14 protein-coding genes are annotated in these 19,442 nt (G+C 67.8%); 5 read left to right on the forward strand and 9 right to left on the reverse strand.

Annotation, left to right across the window (positions count from 1 at the left end; genetic code table 11):
* Positions 1-31: 31 nt before the first annotated feature.
* Positions 32-520: a nuclear transport factor 2 family protein gene (locus OXR60_RS11075; RefSeq protein WP_267395959.1), complete on the reverse strand. Its 489-nt coding sequence runs from the start codon at positions 518-520 to the stop codon at positions 32-34.
* Positions 521-687: 167 nt separating this feature from the next.
* On the opposite strand from OXR60_RS11075, the gene OXR60_RS11080 reads away from it, so the two are divergent.
* Positions 688-1,116 carry a VOC family protein gene (locus OXR60_RS11080; RefSeq protein ID WP_267395960.1) on the forward strand — a complete coding sequence of 143 codons (429 nt, stop codon included), beginning with the start codon at positions 688-690 and terminating at the stop codon, positions 1,114-1,116.
* Between the two features lie 3 nt (positions 1,117-1,119).
* Here OXR60_RS11080 and OXR60_RS11085 read toward each other — a convergent pair whose 3' ends face one another.
* The 3 genes from OXR60_RS11085 to OXR60_RS11095 are packed head-to-tail and all read right to left on the reverse strand — an operon-like array spanning position 1,120 to position 4,985.
* Complete coding sequence (locus OXR60_RS11085; RefSeq protein WP_267396049.1) at positions 1,120-2,526, reverse strand: phospholipase D-like domain-containing protein; 1,407 nt, start codon at positions 2,524-2,526, stop codon at positions 1,120-1,122.
* 33 nt (positions 2,527-2,559) lie between these two features.
* On the reverse strand, positions 2,560-3,756 hold the full coding sequence (locus OXR60_RS11090) for a Xaa-Pro peptidase family protein (protein ID WP_267395961.1): 1,197 nt from the start codon (positions 3,754-3,756) through the stop codon (positions 2,560-2,562).
* Positions 3,753-4,985, reverse strand: a complete 1,233-nt coding sequence (locus OXR60_RS11095; protein WP_267395962.1) for an FAD-dependent oxidoreductase — start codon at positions 4,983-4,985, stop codon at positions 3,753-3,755. The genes OXR60_RS11090 and OXR60_RS11095 overlap by 4 nt, the downstream gene beginning before the upstream one ends.
* Positions 4,986-5,061: 76 nt before the next feature.
* On the opposite strand from OXR60_RS11095, the gene OXR60_RS11100 reads away from it, so the two are divergent.
* The 4 genes from OXR60_RS11100 to OXR60_RS11115 are packed head-to-tail and all read left to right on the forward strand — an operon-like array spanning position 5,062 to position 9,122.
* Positions 5,062-5,976 carry a dihydrodipicolinate synthase family protein gene (locus tag OXR60_RS11100; protein ID WP_267395963.1) on the forward strand — a complete coding sequence of 305 codons (915 nt, stop codon included), beginning with the start codon at positions 5,062-5,064 and terminating at the stop codon, positions 5,974-5,976.
* Between the two features lie 12 nt (positions 5,977-5,988).
* Positions 5,989-6,987, forward strand: coding sequence for a 4-hydroxyproline epimerase (locus tag OXR60_RS11105; RefSeq protein WP_267395964.1), 999 nt, complete (start codon positions 5,989-5,991; stop codon positions 6,985-6,987).
* 46 nt (positions 6,988-7,033) lie between these two features.
* On the forward strand, positions 7,034-7,684 hold the full coding sequence (locus tag OXR60_RS11110; protein ID WP_267395965.1) for a GntR family transcriptional regulator: 651 nt from the start codon (positions 7,034-7,036) through the stop codon (positions 7,682-7,684).
* Between the two features lie 25 nt (positions 7,685-7,709).
* On the forward strand, positions 7,710-9,122 hold the full coding sequence (locus OXR60_RS11115; RefSeq protein ID WP_267395966.1) for an amino acid permease: 1,413 nt from the start codon (positions 7,710-7,712) through the stop codon (positions 9,120-9,122).
* Between the two features lie 225 nt (positions 9,123-9,347).
* Here OXR60_RS11115 and OXR60_RS11120 read toward each other — a convergent pair whose 3' ends face one another.
* The 5 genes from OXR60_RS11120 to galA all read right to left on the reverse strand — a co-directional run bounded on the left by OXR60_RS11120 (position 9,348) and on the right by galA (position 19,434).
* Positions 9,348-11,129 (reverse strand): DUF885 family protein, encoded by a 1,782-nt coding sequence (locus OXR60_RS11120; protein WP_267395967.1) that lies wholly within the window; start codon positions 11,127-11,129, stop codon positions 9,348-9,350.
* Entirely contained in the window at positions 11,126-12,154 is a 1,029-nt protein-coding gene (locus tag OXR60_RS11125; RefSeq protein WP_267395968.1) for an Ldh family oxidoreductase, read from the reverse strand. Before OXR60_RS11125 ends, OXR60_RS11120 begins: the two co-directional genes overlap by 4 nt.
* Positions 12,151-14,523, reverse strand: coding sequence for a glycoside hydrolase family 127 protein (locus OXR60_RS11130; protein ID WP_267395969.1), 2,373 nt, complete (start codon positions 14,521-14,523; stop codon positions 12,151-12,153). The genes OXR60_RS11125 and OXR60_RS11130 overlap by 4 nt, the downstream gene beginning before the upstream one ends.
* A 71-nt stretch (positions 14,524-14,594) precedes the next feature.
* On the reverse strand, positions 14,595-16,910 hold the full coding sequence (locus tag OXR60_RS11135; RefSeq protein ID WP_267395970.1) for a DPP IV N-terminal domain-containing protein: 2,316 nt from the start codon (positions 16,908-16,910) through the stop codon (positions 14,595-14,597).
* A gap of 52 nt (positions 16,911-16,962) precedes the next feature.
* A complete protein-coding gene (gene galA / locus OXR60_RS11140) occupies positions 16,963-19,434 on the reverse strand; it encodes a beta-galactosidase GalA (protein ID WP_267395971.1) in 2,472 nt (823 codons plus the stop codon).
* Positions 19,435-19,442 lie beyond the last annotated feature (8 nt).

The raw sequence follows: 19,442 nt of genomic DNA on the forward strand, positions 1-19,442 counted from the left end.
AGCCTCCGCTGGGCCGGCAGTCCTGCGACGCTCAGCTGGTGCTGCATCCGGTGGTCCGGCTCGACCAGGTGACGTTGAGGATCGTCCACCGCCCGCCGTCGCGGACGAGATCGAAATGGTCGGTGCCGCAATGCAGCGGCTTGCCGTTCATGGTCAGCGTGTAGGGCGCCCAGACCATCGCGATGTCGCCGTCCACCTCGATCGCGGGGTCGCTGAGCCGCTCCTCGAGCCGCGGACCGCCCGGCTTGAACAGGGCGGCGAACTCGGGCCAGCTGTAATGGCGCAGCCGGCTGCCGCCGGCCGTCTGTTCCATCGCGGTCGCCCCGCCCTCGGGCCGGACCTGCGCGATCACGCCGGCACCGTCGTTCGCCGCCATCGCGCGGAACAGCGCATCGATCGGCGCCATCACCGCCCTCGCATCGGGATCCGCATAGGGCACGGGGTTGGCGGGCGGCAGCTTGTCACTCGGCGCGCTTTGCAGCGCGAGCAGCAGCGGCAGGATCATGGCATCGGTCCTCATACGGTGGCAGCATCGCTGTCTAGCGCGAGACGGCCGGTGATGGCGCGGCTTTTGCGGTGGCATTGACGATCGAGCCGGGACGATCGATTTTCGGCGCACCGTGCGATCACCGAGATCGGTGACCTCGCCTGCCCATGTGCGCGTATCCCTTAGCCAAGGAGGATCACATGCCCATCCGTCCCGCCATCATCCCGGTGCTGCGCTACACCGACGCCCCAGCCGCGATCGACTTCCTGTGCCAGGCGTTCGGCTTCAGCCGCCATGCGATCTACCCCGATCCCACCGACCCCAGCGTTATCCACCACGCCCAATTGATCCGCGACGGCGAGATGATCATGCTCGCCTCGGCGCTGCAGACGCCGTTTGCGACAGCCGCGGGGATGCGCACGGTCAAGCAAGCGGGTTGTACCACCCAGTCGATCGTCGTCGTGGTCGACGATGTCGACGGCCATGCCGCGATCGCCCGCGCTGCCGGGGCGGAGCTGTTCATGCCGCCGGAGGATCAATCCTATGGCGGCCGCAGCTACAGCGCCCGCGATGTGGAGGGCAATGTCTGGACGTTCGGCAGCTACGATCCGTACGCCGCCGCGCCCTGATCCTCACAATAGCGAACTGACCAGCCGCGCGACGTTTTCGATGACCTTGCGCTGCCGCGGCCGGGCACGCCACGTCGCGAGATCCAGCGTGTCGCTGCCGGCCAGATAGCCGTGCTGGATCGTCTCCACGCTGGTGATCGAGCTCGTGTCGAACAGCAACAGGCTGGCTTCCTCGTTGAGCTGGAACGAGCGCAGGTCGACGTTGCTCGAACCGAGGATCGCGAGCCGCCCGTCGATGCTGATGTTTTTGGCGTGGAGCAGGAAGTCGCGGAACAGATGCACGCCCACGCCCGCGACCAGCAGGTCGTCGTAGAAGGAACATTGCGCCAGGTTGACGAGCCGCTGGTCGACCACCGCGGACACCACCAGGTCCACCGTCACGCCGCGCGCCACCGCGGTGCGCATCGCCCCCATCACCGCATCGTCCGGGATGAAATAGGGCGTGACGATGATCACCCGCGAAACGGCCTGGTGGATCTGCCAGACGAGCAGCGTCTCAAGCCCCTCGAGCGGGAAATCGGCGCCGCTCGGCAACAATTGCGCCCGCGCATCGCCGGCCGGCGCCGGAATCGGCGGCGGTGGCGCCGGCGGCTCGCCGGTCTCGATGCTCCAATCGGCCGCCACCACCGCGCCGAGGCCCGCCACCACCGGTCCGGTCAGTCGCGCCACTAGCTCGCGGTTGATCACGCCCGGCCGGAAATCCTTCGCGACGATGTTCTGTGATCCGGCATAGCCGATCGCATCGTCGATCACGAACAGCTTGCGATGGTTGCGCATGTCGCGGCGGGTACGGCGGCCGAGCAGCCTGAACGGCAGCGCCTCGCGCACCTCGACCCCCGCTGCTGCCAGCGCCCGGCGGATGCCCCGCCGCCAATGATGCGAGCCGACCGGATCGAACATCACCCGGCAGCGGACGCCGCGCTCCCGCGCCCGGCGCAGCGCGTCGACCACGAGCAGGCCGGTGGCGTCATCGGCGAAGATATAGACCAGCAGGTGCACGCTGTGTCGTGCCGCATCGATATCCGCGACCAGCCGCGCGATGGCGGCGTCATAGTCGTCGATCAATTCGATGCGATTGCCGTCCACCGCCGGCAGGAAGCCAAGCGTGCCCGCAAGCGCCGCGGCCGGGCCGTCCGCCTTGCGGCGTCGGCCATCGTCGAGGCGCGTCGCCACCTCGGCGAAATACGGCCGCAGCTTGCGGAACCGCGCCGTCCGCCAGCCGGGAAAGCGCGGGTTGCCGATCGCGAGGAACAGCAGCAGGCCGGCGATCGGCAGGAAGAAGATCAGCAGCAGCCAGGCGCGGCTCGCCGCCGGCGAGCGCCGCAGCGGCACGATCGCAAGCGCGCCGAGGCGGATGATCCATTCCGCGGCAAGGTAGAGCGTGCCCGGCGCGATCGGCATGTGCTGCATCATCCCGGGTCCCCTCTACCGCAGCGGGCGGGTTCAGCCAAACGGGCGATCGATCGACGGCTGCGGGTCGGTGAACCAGGCTGCGCCGGTCTCGGTGACGTGGAAATGGTCCTCGAGCCGGACGCCGAACCGCTCGGGCACCACGATCATCGGCTCGTTGGAAAAGCACATGCCGGGCGCCAGCGGGGTGCGGTCGCCGCGCACCAGATAGGCCGGCTCGTGGATCGAGAGGCCGATGCCGTGGCCGGTCCGGTGCGGCAGACCCGGCAATCGATAATCGGGGCCGAGCCCGGCCTTCACCAGCACCGCGCGCGCCGCCGCGTCGACGCTCTCGCACGGCGCGCCCGGGCGCACCGCCGCGAACGCCGCCTGCTGCGCCGCCTGCTCGATCTCCCAGATCGCGCGCTCGTCGTCGCCGACCGTGCCGAAGGCATAGGTGCGGGTGATGTCGGAATGATAGCCGTCGATCTGGCAGCCGGTATCGATCAGCACCAACTGGTCCTCCTCGAGCCGCTGGTCGCCCGGCAGGCCGTGCGGGAAGGCCGTCGCCTTGCCGAACTGCACCGCACAGAAATAGGAGCCCGCCACCGCGCCTAATGCGCGATGTGCCGCGTCGATGAAGCGAATAACCTCGCTTGCAGCGATGCCGGGGGCCAATATCAGTGCCGCGCGCCGCTGCACTTCCAGCGTCATCGCCTTGGCCTGAGCGAGCAGCGCCAGCTCCATTGCGCTCTTGATCATCCGGCAGCCGTCGATCACGCCGGCGCCGTCGGCCAGCTCCAGCCCGCCGCCCGCCGCGGCGAGCGCGCTCGCCATGCCATAGGGCAGCTGCGGATCGAGCAGCAGCCGGCGGGTTCCCGCCGCTGTCATTGCATCGGCGACCAGTGCGTATGGGCTCTCATCTTCCTCCCACAGGCGCAGTGCGCCGGTAATGCCGAGCACCGCCTCGAGCGATCCCTGTTCGAAGCGCGGGCAGATGAAGATCGGGTCGCCCGCCACCGGCAGCAGCATCGCGACCAACCGCTCGGTCGCGCCCCAGGGCACGCCGGCGAAATAGCGCAGGCTGGGACCGGCGGCGACCAGCAGGGCATCCGCACCTGCCGCGGCGATCAACGCCCGCGCGCGATCCAGCCGCGCCGCGCGCTCGTCGGCAGTGATCGGTGCCGCCCGGTCAGCCCATGGCCGGACGGAAGCCAGTTCACCGGCCGCGGTCGATCCACCAATGGTCATGCGCGTCGTCCTTTGTTGAATCGCTGCAGAGTAAAGGCGTCGATCGGCACCGGCGGCGCCGCGCCGGCGACCAGCGAGGCAACAATCTGCGCGGTGATCGGTGCCAACGTGAGCCCCAGATGCTGATGCCCGAACGCATAGAACAGATTGGCGAAAGCCGTCGAGCGGCCGATCGCCGGCAGATAGTCGGGCAAAGTCGGACGCGCGCCCATCCAACGCCGGAAGGGGCCGTCGATCGGCAAGCCAAGCTCGCGGACATGACGCTCAAGTCGCTCCCATTTGCGCGCATCGGCGGGGGCGTCGGGATCACCGAGTTCGACGAAGCTCGCCGCCTGAACGCAGTTGGCATAGCGGGTTACGATCATCGAGCGGTCCTCGAATACCACCGGCGGCAGGTCGGCCGGCCAGCGTTCGGCGGCGGCCCGGATGTGATAGCCCCGCTCCGCGATCATCGGCACGGCGACGCCAAGGCTCTGCATCAGCGCTGCGGAGCGAACGCCCGCTGCGACCAGCACCTCATCACACGCGTGGCCGGCGATGCCGACCCTGCCCGCGTGCTCGGCAAGCTGCGCTCGCTCGCGGACGATACGCCCGCCCCGCGCGATCACAGCCGCGTCCAGCGCGTCGGCCATCTGCCCGAGATCGGCGATCTGTCCGCTGCCACTGAACCGGATCGCGCCGGCGATCCCCGGCGCCAGTTGCTCCAGCCATCGCAGCGTCGAGGCATCGACGTCGGCGAACCGCGCGGTGCCGATCGCCGTCTCGCCCCAGCGCCGCCGGCCGTGGATTGCTGTGTCCGCGCTTTCCCAGGCAACGAGGTGACCGTCACGGCGCAGCAGCGCGCTCGCACCCAGTTGCTCGACGAGTTGCTGCCACGCCGGCATCGCCGCCGCCATCAGCGGGCCAAGCGCCACCGTCCCCGCGCCGAACCGCGCCGGGGTGGACGCCGCCGCGAGCCGCGCCGCGAACGGCAGCCAAACGCGCGTCATCGCCGGCGGCAGCGCCAACGCACCACCGCGGCTGAACAAACGTCCCGGCGCCGAGCGCAACGCTGCTGCAGATGCGAGCGGCTCTACCTGCTCGACGGCAATATGCCCTGCATTGCCCCAAGAGGCGGCGGTGCGGTCGATGTCTGGCTCGAACACCGTCACGCTTGCCCCACCATCGAGCAGCGCCACCGCGCAACACAGCCCGACGATGCCGCCGCCGACGATCCCGATTGATTGCACGCTAATCTCCTGTTGCGCTGCAGCCAACGCTTTCGTATACGGTATATATAAGCAATCGCAGGAAGGTCGATACCGAATGTCCGTCAAGTGGAAGGGTGTTTTTCCAGCCGTGACGACGCAGATCCGTGAAGATCTGTCGATCGATTTGGCCGATACGCAACGCGTCGTCGATGATCTGATCCGTGACGGAGTTACCGGCGTAATCGCGCTCGGCACCGTCGGCGAGAACAACTCGTTCGACTATGACGAAAAGGTTGAGGTGCTCACCGCCATCGTCGAGGCGGTGGCCGGCCGCGTTCCCGTCGTCACCGGTGTCTCCGAATACGACACCCGCCGCGCCGTGCGCTATGCTCAGGCTGCCGAGGCCGCGGGTGCCGACGGCCTGATGCTGCTGCCGCCGATGGTCTACGTACCCAAGCCGCTCGAGCTGGTTGCGCATTTCAAGGGCGTGGCAACCCAGGTCGGGCTGCCGATCATGCTCTACAACAACCCGCCCGCCTATCGCACCAACATCGACAATGAGGTGCTCGCCGCGCTCGTCGACGTCGCCAACATCGTCGCAGTCAAGGAATCGGCACCGGATACCCGCCGCTTCACCGACGTGCGCAACGCCTTCGGCGATCGCTACGTGCTGTTCGCGGGGCTCGACGACGTCGCGCTCGAGGGCCTGTACCTCGGCGCCCAAGGCTGGGTCTCGGGCCTCACCAACGCCTTTCCGCGCGAATCGGTCGAGCTGGTCGCGGCGTTCGAGCGGGGCGACCATGCCAAGGCGATGGAGATCTATCGCTGGTTCATGCCACTGCTCCACCTCGATGCCGAGCATGACCTGGTCCAGTCGATCAAGCTTGCCGAGCAGGTGATGGGACGTGGCTCTGAGCGGGTGCTGCCGCCGCGCTACCCGCTGGTCGGCGAACGCCGCGCCGAGGTGATCGCGATGGTCGAACAGGCGGCTGCGACGCGGCCGAGCCTCGCCCCCGTCAAGGCGGCCTGATAGGCTCCACCGATGCGCCACACCTTCTTCTGCATCGACGGCCACACCGCCGGCAACCCCGTCCGCCTGGTCGCGGGCGGGGCGCCCCTGCTCAAGGGGGCGTCGATGTCGGAGCGGCGACAGGATTTCCTCGCACGGTTCGACTGGATCCGCACGGGGCTATGCTTCGAGCCGCGCGGGCATGACATGATGTCCGGCGGCTTCCTCTATCCGCCAACGCGGGCGGACAACGATATCGGCATCCTGTTTATCGAGACTAGCGGCTGCCTGCCGATGTGCGGCCACGGCACCATCGGCATGGTCACCTTCGGGCTCGAGCACGGGCTGATCCAGCCTGCCGAACCTGGCAAACTACGCGTCGAAGTGCCCGCGGGCGTGATCGACATCGCTTATGAGACCCAGGGCGACAAGGTGACCGCGGTGCGGATCACCAACGTGCCGGCCTATGTCGCGGCCAAGGGCATCCAGGTCGACGTCGAGGGCATTGGCCCGCTGTCGATCGACGTCTCTTATGGCGGCAACTACTACGCGATCATCGAACCGCAGGGTCGCTACACCGGGCTCGACGATCTCGGCGCCAGCGAGCTGATCCACCTCAGCGGGCTGATTCGCGAGGCGGTGCGCGCCAAGTTTGAGCCGGTCCACCCGCTCGACCCGACCATCCGCGGCGTCAGCCACATCCTGTGGGCGGACAAGCCACGTGGGGACGGCGCCGATGGCCGCAACGCGGTCTTCTACGGGGACAAGGCGATTGACCGCTCGCCGTGCGGCACCGGCACCTCGGCGCGGCTCGCCCATCTTGCCGACAGCGGGCGCCTCGCGGTCGGCGAGCGCTTCGTCCACGAAAGCTATATCGGCAGCCGCTTCATCGGCCGTGTCGAAGCGGCAACGACACTCGGCGACACGCCTGCAATCGTGCCGTCGATCGAGGGTTCGGCGATCGCCACCGGTTTCAACACGATCTGGATTGATCGCAGCGATCCGTTCTGGGAAGGTTTCCAGGTCACGTGAGCCGCGGGCCTCTCCGCCGCTCTCTTTCCTGCATCGGAGCCAGGTCATGAGCATCGTCGTCCGCACCTTGTCTGAGCAGGTGTTCGAGATCGTCCGCGAGCAGATCGTCACCGGCAAGCTGCCTGGCAACGCGCCGATCCGCCAGGATGCACTCGCCTCCGAACTCGGCGTCAGCAAGATCCCGTTGCGCGAGGCGCTCGCCCGGCTCGAGCAGGAGGGCCTGCTCTCCAGCCACGCCAACCGCGGCTATGCGGTGCGCCCGATGTCGGCCGAGCAGGCCGAGGAAATCTTCGCGCTGCGCCTCAGCATTGAGCCCCAGGCCGCTGCTTATGCCGCCACCATCGCCGACGATGCGGATCGTGACAACGCTCGCATCGCCTTCGAGGAGCTGGACAGCGCCGCCGGCGAGCGGCTCGCCGAGGTCGCGGTGCGCAACCGCGTGTTCCACACCGCGCTGGTCCGTCCCGGCCGCCGCCTGCTCACCACACAACTGGTGGAGCGGCTCGCGATCCTCGCCGAACGCTATGTCGTCGCTCACCTGCAGCCCGCCGGCCGCGAGCACCGCGCGCATCTCGAGCATCGCCAGTTGCTCGATGCTTGGCTCGCACGCGACGAGGGCCTGATGGCGACGCTGCTTGCCAGCCATATCCAGTCGACGCTGACCGATCTTCGCGGCCAGCTCGGCGCCAGTACTTGACGACGCAACACCATGGGGGGTGCCAATGTTCGGACCACGTAAATCGCTCGACGCCCCGGCATCCCAGCAACAAGGCCTCGCCAAGACACTGAGCTGGCCGCATCTGATCGCACTCGGGGTGGGCGCGATCGTCGGCACCGGCATCTACACGCTGGTCGGCGTCGGCGCCGAGCGCGCCGGCCCGGCGGTGATCCTCGCCTTTGTGATCTGCGGCGTCATCTGCGGCTGCGCCGCGCTCGCCTATACCGAGCTCGCGACGCTGATCCCTGCCGCGGGCAGCGCCTATACCTTCAGCTACACCGCGCTCGGCGAAGGCATCGCCTGGGTAGTCGGCTGGAGCCTGATCCTCGAATATTCGCTCGCCTGTTCCACCGTCGCGGTCGGCTGGTCGGGCTATCTGGTCGGCTGGATCGAGGCGGCGGGGATCCATTTGCCCCATGCCCTGCTCGTCGGCCCCCACGGCGGCGGGCTGATCAACATGCCCGCGGTGCTGGTGGCGCTCGCGGTAATGGGCATGCTGATCCTCGGCACCCGCCAGAGCGCCACGCTCAACATCGTGCTGGTGATCATCAAGCTGGTGGCGCTGACCATCTTCGTCGTCTACGCCGCGCCCGCCTTCAACAAGGCCAATCTCCACCCGTTCATGCCCTATGGCTTCGGCTCGGTGGAATCGGGCGGCCACAAGCGCGGGGTGATGGCGGCGGCGGCGATCGTGTTCTTCGCCTTCTACGGCTTCGACGCGGTCGCGACCTCCGCCGAGGAAACCAAGAACCCCAAGCGCGATCTGACGATTGGCATCGTCGGTTCGATGCTGGTGTGCACCGTGATCTACATGGCCGTGGCGGTGAGCGCGATCGGCGCCCTGCCCTTCACCCAGCTCGCCAATTCGCCCGAGCCGCTGGCGCTGGTGCTGCGGCAGCTCAGCCAGCCGTTCGCGGCGCAGCTCATCGCACTGGCCGCGGTGATCGCGCTCCCGTCGGTGATCCTGGTGATGATGTACGGCCAGAGCCGCATCTTCTTCGTGATGGCGCGTGACGGCCTGCTGCCCCGCCGCCTCGCCACCGTATCCCCGCGCACCGGCGCGCCGACGCTGATCACGCTGCTGACCGGCCTGTCGATCGCCGCGGTCGCCGGCTTCTTCCGGCTCGACGAGATCGCCGAGCTCGCCAACGCCGGCACGCTGATCGCGTTCATCTCGGTCGGCGTCTGCCTGATCGTGCTCCGTCGCACCGCGCCCGATCTGCCGCGGCTGTTCCGCTGCCCGGCCGCTTATGTGGTCGGCACCCTTACCGTGCTCGGCTGCCTCTACCTGCTCGCCAGCCTGCCGACCTCGACCCTGGTGCGCTTCGTGATCTGGAACGTCGCCGGGCTGCTGGTTTACGTCGCTTATGGACGCCGCAACAGCGACGCCGGGCGGCTGGTCCCCGCAAGGACCTGAGCGAGGGCGACCACCTGTGCCGCGGCGCGCGGCGCGCCTGATGCCGTCACCCCAGCGAAAGCTGGGGTCTTTCGGGGCTCTTACATGATCTCACCTCACTGTCATCCCAGCTTTCGCTGGGATGACAGTGAGGTGGCGTCCGGCCCTATTGCCTCGTCATGCCAGAACAAACCTGAGTGAGGGTGCCCTATAGCCGGGCGGCACGATCAGTCCGCTGACTGCCGTTCACTCCTCGTCGGGATAAGGCCCCTTGCCGCCCGCCGCGATCAGCTGGTCGGTGCGTGCCTCGATCACCGGGATCGGCACCGAGCCCATCTCCAGCATCGCATCATGGAAGGCGCGGATGTTGAACTTGGGCCCAAGCGCGGTCTGCGCCTTGGCGCGGGCGCGCTGGAAGGCGAGCTCGCCCATGTAGTAGGACAGCGCCTGGCCCGGCCAGGCGATATAGCGATCCACCTCGGTCTCGATCTCGTGGTCGGACAGCGCGGTGTTGTCGTGAAGATAGGCCTGTGCCTGCGCACGGCTCCAGCCCTTGGCATGGATGCCGGTGTCGACGACGAGCCGCGCCGCACGCCAGGCCTGGTAGCTCAGATAGCCGAACAGGTCATACGGCGTCTCGTACATCCCCATATCCTCGCCGAGCGCCTCACAATAGAGCGCCCAGCCCTCGCCATAGACCGATAGATAGGTATCGCGCCGGAACGCCGGCAGGTCCTTGTTCTCGGCAGCGAGCGGCATCTGGAAGGCGTGCCCCGGCGCACTCTCGTGGAGCGTCAGCGCCGCCTGCGAATAGAAGGGGCGCGACGGCAGGTTCCAGGTGTTGACGAGGTAGATGCCCGGGCCGCCGCGGCCGCCGGTGTAGAAGGGCGCGAGATCGTCCGGCACCGGCTTGATCGCGAACCGGCTGCGCGGCAGGTGGCCGAACCATTGCGAGGCCTTGCCGTCGAATGTCTTGGCGATCCACGCGGCGCGATACAGCAGTTCCTCCGGCGTCTTGGGGTAGAATTGGGGATCGGTGCGCAGGTGGTTGAAGAACGCCTGCAGATCGCCCTTGAACTTCACCTCGCGCATGACGCCTTCCATCCGCGCACGGATCTTGGCGATCTCGGCAAGACCCAGCGTATGGATCTGTTCGGGCGTGATATCCTGCGTGGTATATTCGCGGACCTTGGACAGATAATAAGCATGACCGTCGGGCAGGTCGTAGGCGGCGAGCGCGGTGCGGGCATGCGGAATATAGTCGTTGCGCAGGAAGGCGAGCAGCTTGACGTGCGCCGGCACCACCGCCTCGGTGATCGCCGCGACGCCCTGCTGGCGCAACGATGCCTGGTCCGCGGCAGGGATCGTCGAGGGGAAGGTCTTGAACGGCGCGTAGAAGGGCGACTCTTCCACCGTCTTGGCGTCCACTACCTGGGCAACGCCGATGTCTCGGCCCTGCAGCGTCACCTGCGACGGGGTAAAGCCCCGCGCCAGGCCGGCGCGCATGTTGGCGGTCTGCTGGTCGAAATAGCGCGGCACCTCGCGCAGCATCGCGATATAGTTGCGATAGTCTTCGACACTGCGCTGCGGCTCGCGGGCGGCGCCGGCGATATCGCCCCAGAAACTGGTGTCGGCGGTGAGCGGCTTTTCATAGTCGCGGAAGCGCTGTTCGGCGAGCAGCGCATCGATCTGCTGCTTGTACACCGCATAGTTGACGCGATTGGCAGGGCTGAGCCGCGCCGGCGTGATCGCGGCGAGCTGCTGCGACACCTGGGTCCAGCGCGCCAGCCGCTCGGCCTGCGCCGCCGGGCCGACATCGGGCAGATGCGCCTGGCCGTTGGGATTGTCCTCGTCACGCGCCGTCTGATGCTGCCGCCAGCTGTACTCGGCGGTGTAGATCGCCTCGAAGCGCTTGTCGGCCGAGACGGCGCGCGCCGCCGGTCGGGTGGCAGGGGCGGCTTGCGCCACCACCGGCGCCAGCATCGTCGTCGCGAGGGCGAGGCCCAGCACCAGGGTTCGCATCGTCATTCTCCTTGGGCCAGGGCCATGATGTCTTGGTAGAGCGCCGGCGCGATCACCACGCCGTCAGCGAGGCTGCGCGCGCGGGCTTCATAGCGCCGCTGCGACGGCAGGCGCGCGCCCTGCCCTTCTATCGCGGCGAACATCGCTTCGGCGCGGGCCAGATGATCGGCCACGGCATCGCCGAGGAAGCCTGCGGCGTCGATCGCGACGATCAGCTCGCCGCCGATCGGCGAGCCGCCACGGCCGCCGTCGGCCGCGATCGACTCGCGGCTGGTCATGTCGCCGATCAGCGGTCCGGCGAGTAGCTCGACCATCGCCGCCAGCGCCGATCCCTTGTGGCCCCCGAAGGTCCGCATCGCTCCGGCGAGCACCGCCTCGGCATAGGTCGTCGGCTTGCCGTCCGCGTCATAGCCCCAGTCGTCGGGCACCGGCTTGCCGGCGCGGCGGTGCAGCTCGATCTCGCCGCGCGCCACCGCGCTGGTTGCGAAGTCGAACACGAACGGGTGCGCGCCGGATCGTGGCCAGCCGAACGCGATCGGGTTGGTGCCGAACACCGGCTCGGTGCCGCCCGCCGGGGCGACCCAAGCGTGGCTGGGGGTGAAGGCAAGCGCCACCAGCCCCTCGCTGGCGAGCGCCTCGACCTCGGGCCACAGCGCGGCGAAATGGACGACATTGTTGAGCGCGAGCGCGGCGATGCCGTAGCTGCGGGCCTTGTCGGCGAGCAGTCCGCGGCCGCGTTCGAACGCCAGCTGGGCAAAGCCGCCGCCGCCATCCACCTTGACCAGGGCGCGGGCCGGCTCGCTCACGATCGGTACGGCATCGGTGACGACCACGCCGCGGGCGATGCTGTTGGCGGCGACCAGCAGGCGATAGATGCCATGGCTGGTGCAGCCATCGCGCTCGCCCGCCACCATCGTCTCCGCGACCGCCGCGGCATGCTCTCGCGACAGCCCGGCACCGAGCAGCACCCGCCGTGCCAGCACGCGGACCTCGTCGAGCGTCAGGCGGACGCCCTCGTCGGCCTCGCTCACGCGATGCTGCCGGGCTTGGCGGTGAACAGGCGCACACCGAACACCGGCCCTGCCGACGAGCGGTCACGCGGCACGAAGCGGATCTTGACGCTCGCCTTGCCCTTGGTGAGCGCAAGCGGCAGCGGATATTCGACGTCGAAGAACTTGCCCGGCTTGTCCGCCTCGAGATGCTGGGTAGCGATCTTCACATTGTCGACGAGAATGTCGAAGTCGCGCCCGCGCTCGTCGCCCCAATAGGTCGCTTGGAGCACCAGCTGGCCGGGCTTGGTCTTCATCGCGAATTCAAAGAACCCGCCCGAACGGGCGTCGCGGCCGTTCCGCCCGCGATAGCTCACCGGGTAGGAGATTTCGGAGGTGAGATTGTGATCGCGCTCGGGCTGCATCTCGCCGAGATGCATCACGTCCACCGAGCGCGCGGCAATATCGCGGGCATTGGCCTGTTCCGCGGTGAAGGCGGCTTCCTCGCTCTTCCACGCCGCCTCGGTGAAGCGCTTGAAATAGACCGCGCTGCGCCGGTCATACTGGCTGTAGAAGGGCACGAACGACAGGTCCGCCGGGCGGATGATGCCTTGCGTCGCATAGGTCGCGCGCGCCGGATCCGTCGGGGTAAAGCGGCCGAGCAGATCCTCGCCAACCATCGCCGGGTCGGCGCTGTCCCACTTGGTCTCGTTGGGGCCCAGATCCGCCGCCATCACCATCGGCCCGCGCAGGAAGGCGATGGTGTTCGGATCCCCCGGCGCAGACTCGATGCGCAGCTCGAGCGGCAAGGTGATCGCGACGGAATCGCCCTTCTTCCAGCGCCGCTCGACGATCGCATAGCCGCCTTCCATCGCAGGGGTCACCGCCTGGCCGTTGACGGTCACCACCGCTAGCCCGCCGGCCCAGCCGGGCACGCGCAGCGCAATCGCGAACCGGCCAGGCTTGGAGAGCCCGGTCAGCGTCAGCCGCGACTCCGGTTCGAACGGATAGCGGGTGTCGAGCGTCAGATCCGCGCCGCGCGCCTTCCACTGCGCTTCGGCGGGAATGTAGAGATTGACCAGCAGCGTGCCGTCGCCCTCCCAGAAGATTGCTTCGCCATGCTTGGCGTGGCTCTCCATCCCGGTCCCGACGCAGCACCAGAAGGCATCGTCGTCGGGCGTCGAATAGCCGCGATCGGCGCCGGTCATCAGCGGCGTCATATAGGTGAAGCCGGCGTTCTTCGGGTTCTGCGCGGCCATCACGTGATTGAGGTGCGTGCGCTCATAATAATCGAACAGCGCGCCCTCTGGCTTCCAGCTGTAAAGATGCTGGGTCAGCTTGAGCATGTTGTAACTGTTGCAATGCTCGCAGGTCTGCTCGGTGATATGAGTGGCGATCGTGTCCGGCTCGGAGAAATACTCGCGGTCGGCATTGCCGCCGATCACATAGCTGTGATGCTGAGTGACGGTGGTCCAGAAGAAGCGCGCGGCATTCGCCGGCTCGGGCCTGCCGTTCAGCTCGTGGATCCGGGCCAGCCCGATCAGCTTGGGCACCTGCGTGTTGGCGTGGAAGTTGGCGAGCTTGTCCTGCCCTGCAACCAGCGGGTCGAGCACGCGGTGGTCGTAAACCCGCTCGGCGACGGCGAGCCACTTGCGGTCGCCGGTGCGCGCGTAGAGCTCGGCGAAGCTTTCGTTGAGCCCGCCATATTCGCAGCTCAGCAACTTCTCCATCTGCTCGTCGCTAAGCGCCGCGAAGACGCGCGCGAAATAGTCGCCCAGTCCGGTAGCGACGGCAAGCGCCTGGGTATTGCCCCAGGCCTCATGGACGTCGAGCAGACCCGCGAAGGTCTTGTGCACCGTATAGAGCGGCGACCACGAGCCGTTGAGGTCGAACCCGCCCGACTTGATCTCGCCCTTCATCACCTCGGGGAAGATCTCCTCGCCGTCGACGACGGTGCCGTCCTTCCGCTTGCGCCCGAGCGCGCCGACATAGCCGGTGCCGCGCTTGGCTTGGGCCCGCGCCAGCTCGGACACGATGTAATCGGCGCGGGTGCGGCATTCGGCGTCACCGGTCTGCTCGTTCATCTTGACCAGCGCGGTGAGGTAATGGCCGAGCGTATGGCCGGCGATCGTGTCGCTTTCCCAGCCACCATAGAGCGGCGCCTTGGCGGGCAGCCCGGCATAGACCATGAAATTGTGCAGCAGCCGATCGGCACTGAGCCGCAGCAGATAGGCGCGGTTGACCTCTACCGCCGTGGCATAGGCCGAAGGCCGCAGCCGCACCGCGGTGAGCGGCAGCGGCTTGGCGCTGGCCGGCAGCAGCCCCGCGCCACGCGCGCGGGCGATCCCCTGCGCCGGCACCAGCGTCACCGCCGCCATTCCCCACATCAATTCCCGCCGCGTCGCCCGCATGTCCACTCTCCGTTTGGATATCGTATACTAAGCTGAAGGGTAGATGACGCAAGGGTGTATCGCGCGCCCGATCAGTGCGGTGACGGCGCTGCGTTCCACGCAACCGTAGGTTGATCGGCCAGGTTGCGCAGGAAGAAATCGAACTGCCGCCGCGCGACATAGTCGATCGGACCGGTCGAGCGGCCGACGCTATGCTCGGCGCCGGGCACCACCAACAGGTCGAAATCCTTGTTTGCCTTGATCAGTGCACCGGCGACCTGCAGCGTCGAGGCGGGGTCGACATTGCTGTCCTGCTCGCCAACGATCATCAGCAGCTTGCCGGTCAGCCGATAGGCGTTGTCCACGCCCGAGGCGGCGGCATAGCTCTTGTCCACCGGCCAGCCGAGCCACTGTTCGTTCCAGCTGATCTTGTCCATGCGGTTGTCGTAGCAGCCGGCATAAGCGACCCCGACCTTGTAGAAATCGCCATGGAACAACAGGGCGTTGAGCGTGCTCTGGCCGCCGGCAGAGGCGCCGTAGATGCCGACGCGGCTGATGTCGTACGACGGGTCCTTCGCCGCCATCGCCTTGTGCCACAGGATCCGGTCGGGGAAGCCGGAGTCGGCGAGGTTCTTCCACGCCACGTCCTGGAACGCCTTGGAGCGATTGGCGGTGCCCATGCCGTCGATCTGGACGACGATGAAGCCAAGATCGGCCTGCTCCTGCATGCCGATCACCTTGTCGCCGCCGGAATGGTAGCCGAACGGCCAATAACCCTTGGGCACGAAGCTGTCGTGCGGGCCGGCGTAGATGTTCTCGATCACCGGATATTTCCAGGCCGGATCGAAGTTGCGCGGGCGCACCACCACGCCCCAGATGTCGGTGACGCCATCGCGCCCCTTGGCGACGAACACCTCCGGCGCCCGGAAGCCGGCGGCACGGAGCGCGCTGTCGTCGCCCTTGGTGATCGTCGCGACCAGCCCGCCGTCGGCACGGTGCAGCTCGCTGATCGTCGGCAGGTCGACGCGCGAATAGGTGTCGACGTAGCGCGTCATGTCCGGCGAGAAGCTGACGTCATGATCGGCCTTTACCGGGGTGAGCGCGGTCAAGTGGCGGCCGTCGAAGTCGACGCGATAGACGTGGCGAAAATAGGGATCCTCGCCCGGGTTCAACCCGCTGGCGACGAACCAGATCTGGCGCTTGGCATCGTCCACCTTGATCACGTCGCGGACCGCCCACCGGCCGTTGGTGATTTGGTTCTTCACCCGCCCGTTGCGGCCGTCGATCAGGTAGAGTTGGTTCCAGCCGTCGCGCTCGGATTCCCAGACGATCTCGTTGCCGGACTCGTCCACGTCATGAGCGAAGCGACGATCGGCATAGACGAAGGTCTCGGCGTCCTCGGTCACCGCGGCATGCGCTATGCCGCTGTCGGCATCGACGGCGATGATCCGGGCCTGGCCGAAGCCACGACGGATGTAATCAAACGCAACGCTGCGACCATCGCGACGCCAGCGCGGGCTGGAGAGCTGATAGGGGTTGGGGAACAATGCCGGATCGATCACCGTCTCGCGGCCGCTGGCGACGTCGAACAGCACCGGCTGCTCCTGGTCGATCGCGTCGCCGGGCTTGGGATAGAGCTGGCTCTGCAGCACCGGCTGGATCTGCCCGGGCGGCGAGGATTCCACCCGCAGCACATGGCGCTGGTAACCGGGGCGGACGCGATAGATCATGAGGTGCCGGCTGTCCGGCGACCAGCGCAGCGTCTCGGGATCGTAGAAGTCGCCGGCCGAGCCGTCGCTGCTCAGCCGCACCGCCGGAGCATCGCCGCGACGGACGACGAGATTGTCGCCCTGAACGAACGCGGTCCACTGGCCGTCGGGTGATGGTTTGGGGCTATTGTCAGCGTGTATCGAGAGATCGCGGACAACGCCGAACCCGCGTGGACGTGGTTGCGCCCCCATCACCTCGGGTGCGCAGCGATAATCGACCAGCCCGCAGCGCCAGCCGGCCTCGTCGAGCGTGAAGGTGATTGACTTGCCGTCGTCGGTGAAGTCGACGGCGGTGAACGGCAGGTGGAGCGGGTCCACCGTCTCGTGCCGTGCCGCGCCGAGCGCCGTCGCCAGCCTGGCCGCGTCGAACGCCGGCGTCTTGGCCAGCGTGTCGGCATCCACCACCTCGAACGCGAAGCCGCCCGCCACCGTCTTGCGATAGACGAACCGTCGCCCGTCGGCCGACCAATGCGCCGGCCACGCCACTTCGCGGGTGAGATCCTGCCACGCCCGCCGCAACCCGATCGAGCGGGTGACGTCGGCGGCGGTCGGCCCCGGCGCCTGCTGCGCGTGGAGCACGGTCGAGGCGCAGAGCAGGGTCAGCGCGAGCACACCGAAAGGCCGGCAAAAACGGGACATGGAGACCTTTCGATTGGGTGATAGGCGGAATGAAGCGGGGAGCAGCAGCGCTTCAGGCTGTGCCGATCAACGGCAGCATCGCCGGCAGCAGCCCCTCGGCACGCGCCTCCAGCCGGATCGCGCCGCCCCGCGGCCCCGCCTGGACCAGCGCCATCGCCAGCCCGTTATAGGCCGAGCGCGCGCTGGCATGATCCGGCTCCAGGCTGCGCGGATCGCCGTTGCCGACGCCAAGCAGCGTCGCATCTCCCGTCAGCGTGAAGGCGATGCGGTTGGCCGCCGTCGGCACCTCGCGGCGCCGGCCGTCGAGCACCGCCGCGCGCACCACCGCCACTTCGCCGGGGGCAAGGTGCCGCCGGTCGCTCGACAGGCCGATCCGCGCCGCCGGCCCGGTGGTCTGGCGCTCGGCGATCATGATCCGCTTCCCCGCGCGATAGCCATGCGCCATGATCCGCCCGGGCGCATAGGCGACCTGCCATGCGAGATGCTTGTTGCGCGTCACGGCTTGGCGCCCGAGGCTGCGGCCGTTGAGGAACAGCTCCACCGCGTCGCAATTGCTGTGCACCCAGACCGAGACCGGCTGGCCCTCGCGTCCTGCCCAGTTCCAGTGCGGGAACAGGTGCAGTACCGGCTCGGTACCCCACCAGGCGCGGTAATAGTGGTAATTGTCCTTGGGGAAGCCGCACAGGTCCATCTGGCCGAAGTTGGAGGCATTCTCCGGCCAGCGTTCGAACGGCGTCGGCTCGCCGCGGTAATCGAACCCGGTCCATACGAAGCCGCCGGCAAGGAAGGGTCGCGCGTCGTAAAAGCTCCACCACGTCTCCGCGGTGGTCGCCCAGCGCGGGAACTCCTGGTCATAGGCCGGCACCACGCCCGCCTTGTCATCGCGCGCATATTCGCCGCGGGTCATCACCGTGCTGCCGGTCTCGGTGCCGATCATCGGCACCGTCGGGTGCGCCGCATGGTAGCCGTCGATGGCGTCGAGGTAATAGTTGCAGCCCATCACATCGAGCACGCGCGAGGCGCCTTCACCGAACTTGCCGTTGAAGGCCTCGGTCACGGGCCGGGTACCGTCGAGTTCGTACACCTTGCGCTTCATCGTCTCGGCAATCCGCGCGCCGGTCTCGGTGCCGCGATGGATCTCCTCGTTGCCGATGCTCCAGATGAACACGCTCGGATGGTTGCGTCCCTGGCGGACGACCCGCTCGAGCTGGCTCAGCCCCTCGACGTTGCTCGACATCTGACGGGTCTCGTCCATCACCAGGATGCCCAGCCGGTCGCAGGCATCGAGGATCGCGGGTGCCGGCGAATGGTGCGTCGAGCGATAGGCGTTGGCACCCATCGCCTTCAGCTGCTCGAGCCGCCAGACGTGGAGGCTGTCGGGCACGGCGAACCCCACCCCGGCATGGTCCTGGTGGTTGCAGGTGCCCTTGATCTTGACCGGCTTGTCGTTGAGGAAAAAGCCGTGATCCGGGTCGAAACGGATGGTGCGGATACCGAACCGGCATTCGTCGCGATCGATCATGGCGCCGTCGACCAGCAGCTCGGTGACCAGCGTGTGGAGCTGCGGCGTCTCGAGCGACCACAAGGCAGGCTGGGCGATCGACATGTGCTGGGTCGGTGCCACCTCGCCCCAGGCCGGCAATGCCAGCGACTCCGAGGCGAGCACCGCCAGCACGCGACCGTCGGGGCCGAGAATCGTCGAGCGCAGCACCACCTCGGCAGCGGCGCCATGATTGTCGATCTCGGTGGTGACGCTGACCTTGGCGCCGGCCGCGGTGACGGTGCAGCGTGCCGTGGCGCCCCAGCGGCGCACATGCGCCGGTGCCGCCTTGACCAGCCGCACATGGCGATAGAGCCCGGCCCCTTCGTACGACCAGGCCTCGCCGAGGCTGACGTCGCAGCGCACCACCAGTATATTGTCGGCGCCCGGCTTGGCGAAATCGGTGACGTCGACTTCGAACGGCGCATAGCCGCTCTCGTTCGATCCCACCACGAAGCCGTTGAGGATCACCAGGCAGTCGCGCGATACGCCATCGAACTGGAGCAGCAGCCGACGGTTGGCATCGGCAGCATCGAGGCGGATGATGCGGCGATACCAGCCGACGCTGGTCGCCGGCCACAGCCGCCCGAGCGGCTTGAAGCCCTGATAGGCGCCGGTCTTGTCGCGGTCGCTGCCGGCGGGACCGAACTGCTCGAACGGCAGGTCCACCGCCCAGTCATGCGGCAGGCCAACCGCCGTCCAGCCGGCGTCGTCGAACGTAGCCTCGGCCACCGGCGTGCCGACGTCGCCCGATTTGCCATAGGTATCGTGGCTGCCGCCGAAGCCGAAGTCCCTGGCGGGATCGGCCGCATGGCCAAGGTGAAAGCGCCAGCCGTCGTCGAGCGGCACCACGATGCGCGGGCCTGGTGGCGAGGCGATCGTCGACGTCAGGCGGGCGGCACCAACTGCTGCGCCCGGTATCATCACCGTCAAGGCCGTCGCCCCGCTGGTTTTCAGAAGGTCGCGACGGCCAGGATTGTTCATGGAGTAAC

Origin of the sequence: Sphingomonas sp. GC_Shp_5, assembly GCF_026540855.1 — a bacterium.
Lineage (GTDB): Bacteria > Pseudomonadota > Alphaproteobacteria > Sphingomonadales > Sphingomonadaceae > Sphingomonas.

What these genes read in the sequence shown, in the direction of transcription:
- OXR60_RS11115 (WP_267395966.1), top strand. Translation starts at nt 7,710, where the DNA reads ATGTTCGGACCACGTAAATCGCTCGACGCCCCGGCATCCCAGCAACAA.
- OXR60_RS11130 (WP_267395969.1), bottom strand. Translation starts at nt 14,523, where the DNA reads ATGCGGGCGACGCGGCGGGAATTGATGTGGGGAATGGCGGCGGTGACG.
- OXR60_RS11135 (WP_267395970.1), bottom strand. Translation starts at nt 16,910, where the DNA reads ATGTCCCGTTTTTGCCGGCCTTTCGGTGTGCTCGCGCTGACCCTGCTC.
- OXR60_RS11100 (WP_267395963.1), top strand. Translation starts at nt 5,062, where the DNA reads ATGTCCGTCAAGTGGAAGGGTGTTTTTCCAGCCGTGACGACGCAGATC.
- OXR60_RS11105 (WP_267395964.1), top strand. Translation starts at nt 5,989, where the DNA reads ATGCGCCACACCTTCTTCTGCATCGACGGCCACACCGCCGGCAACCCC.
- OXR60_RS11110 (WP_267395965.1), top strand. Translation starts at nt 7,034, where the DNA reads ATGAGCATCGTCGTCCGCACCTTGTCTGAGCAGGTGTTCGAGATCGTC.
- galA (WP_267395971.1), bottom strand. Translation starts at nt 19,434, where the DNA reads ATGAACAATCCTGGCCGTCGCGACCTTCTGAAAACCAGCGGGGCGACG.
- OXR60_RS11120 (WP_267395967.1), bottom strand. Translation starts at nt 11,129, where the DNA reads ATGACGATGCGAACCCTGGTGCTGGGCCTCGCCCTCGCGACGACGATG.
- OXR60_RS11080 (WP_267395960.1), top strand. Translation starts at nt 688, where the DNA reads ATGCCCATCCGTCCCGCCATCATCCCGGTGCTGCGCTACACCGACGCC.
- OXR60_RS11085 (WP_267396049.1), bottom strand. Translation starts at nt 2,526, where the DNA reads ATGCAGCACATGCCGATCGCGCCGGGCACGCTCTACCTTGCCGCGGAA.
- OXR60_RS11075 (WP_267395959.1), bottom strand. Translation starts at nt 520, where the DNA reads ATGAGGACCGATGCCATGATCCTGCCGCTGCTGCTCGCGCTGCAAAGC.
- OXR60_RS11090 (WP_267395961.1), bottom strand. Translation starts at nt 3,756, where the DNA reads ATGACCATTGGTGGATCGACCGCGGCCGGTGAACTGGCTTCCGTCCGG.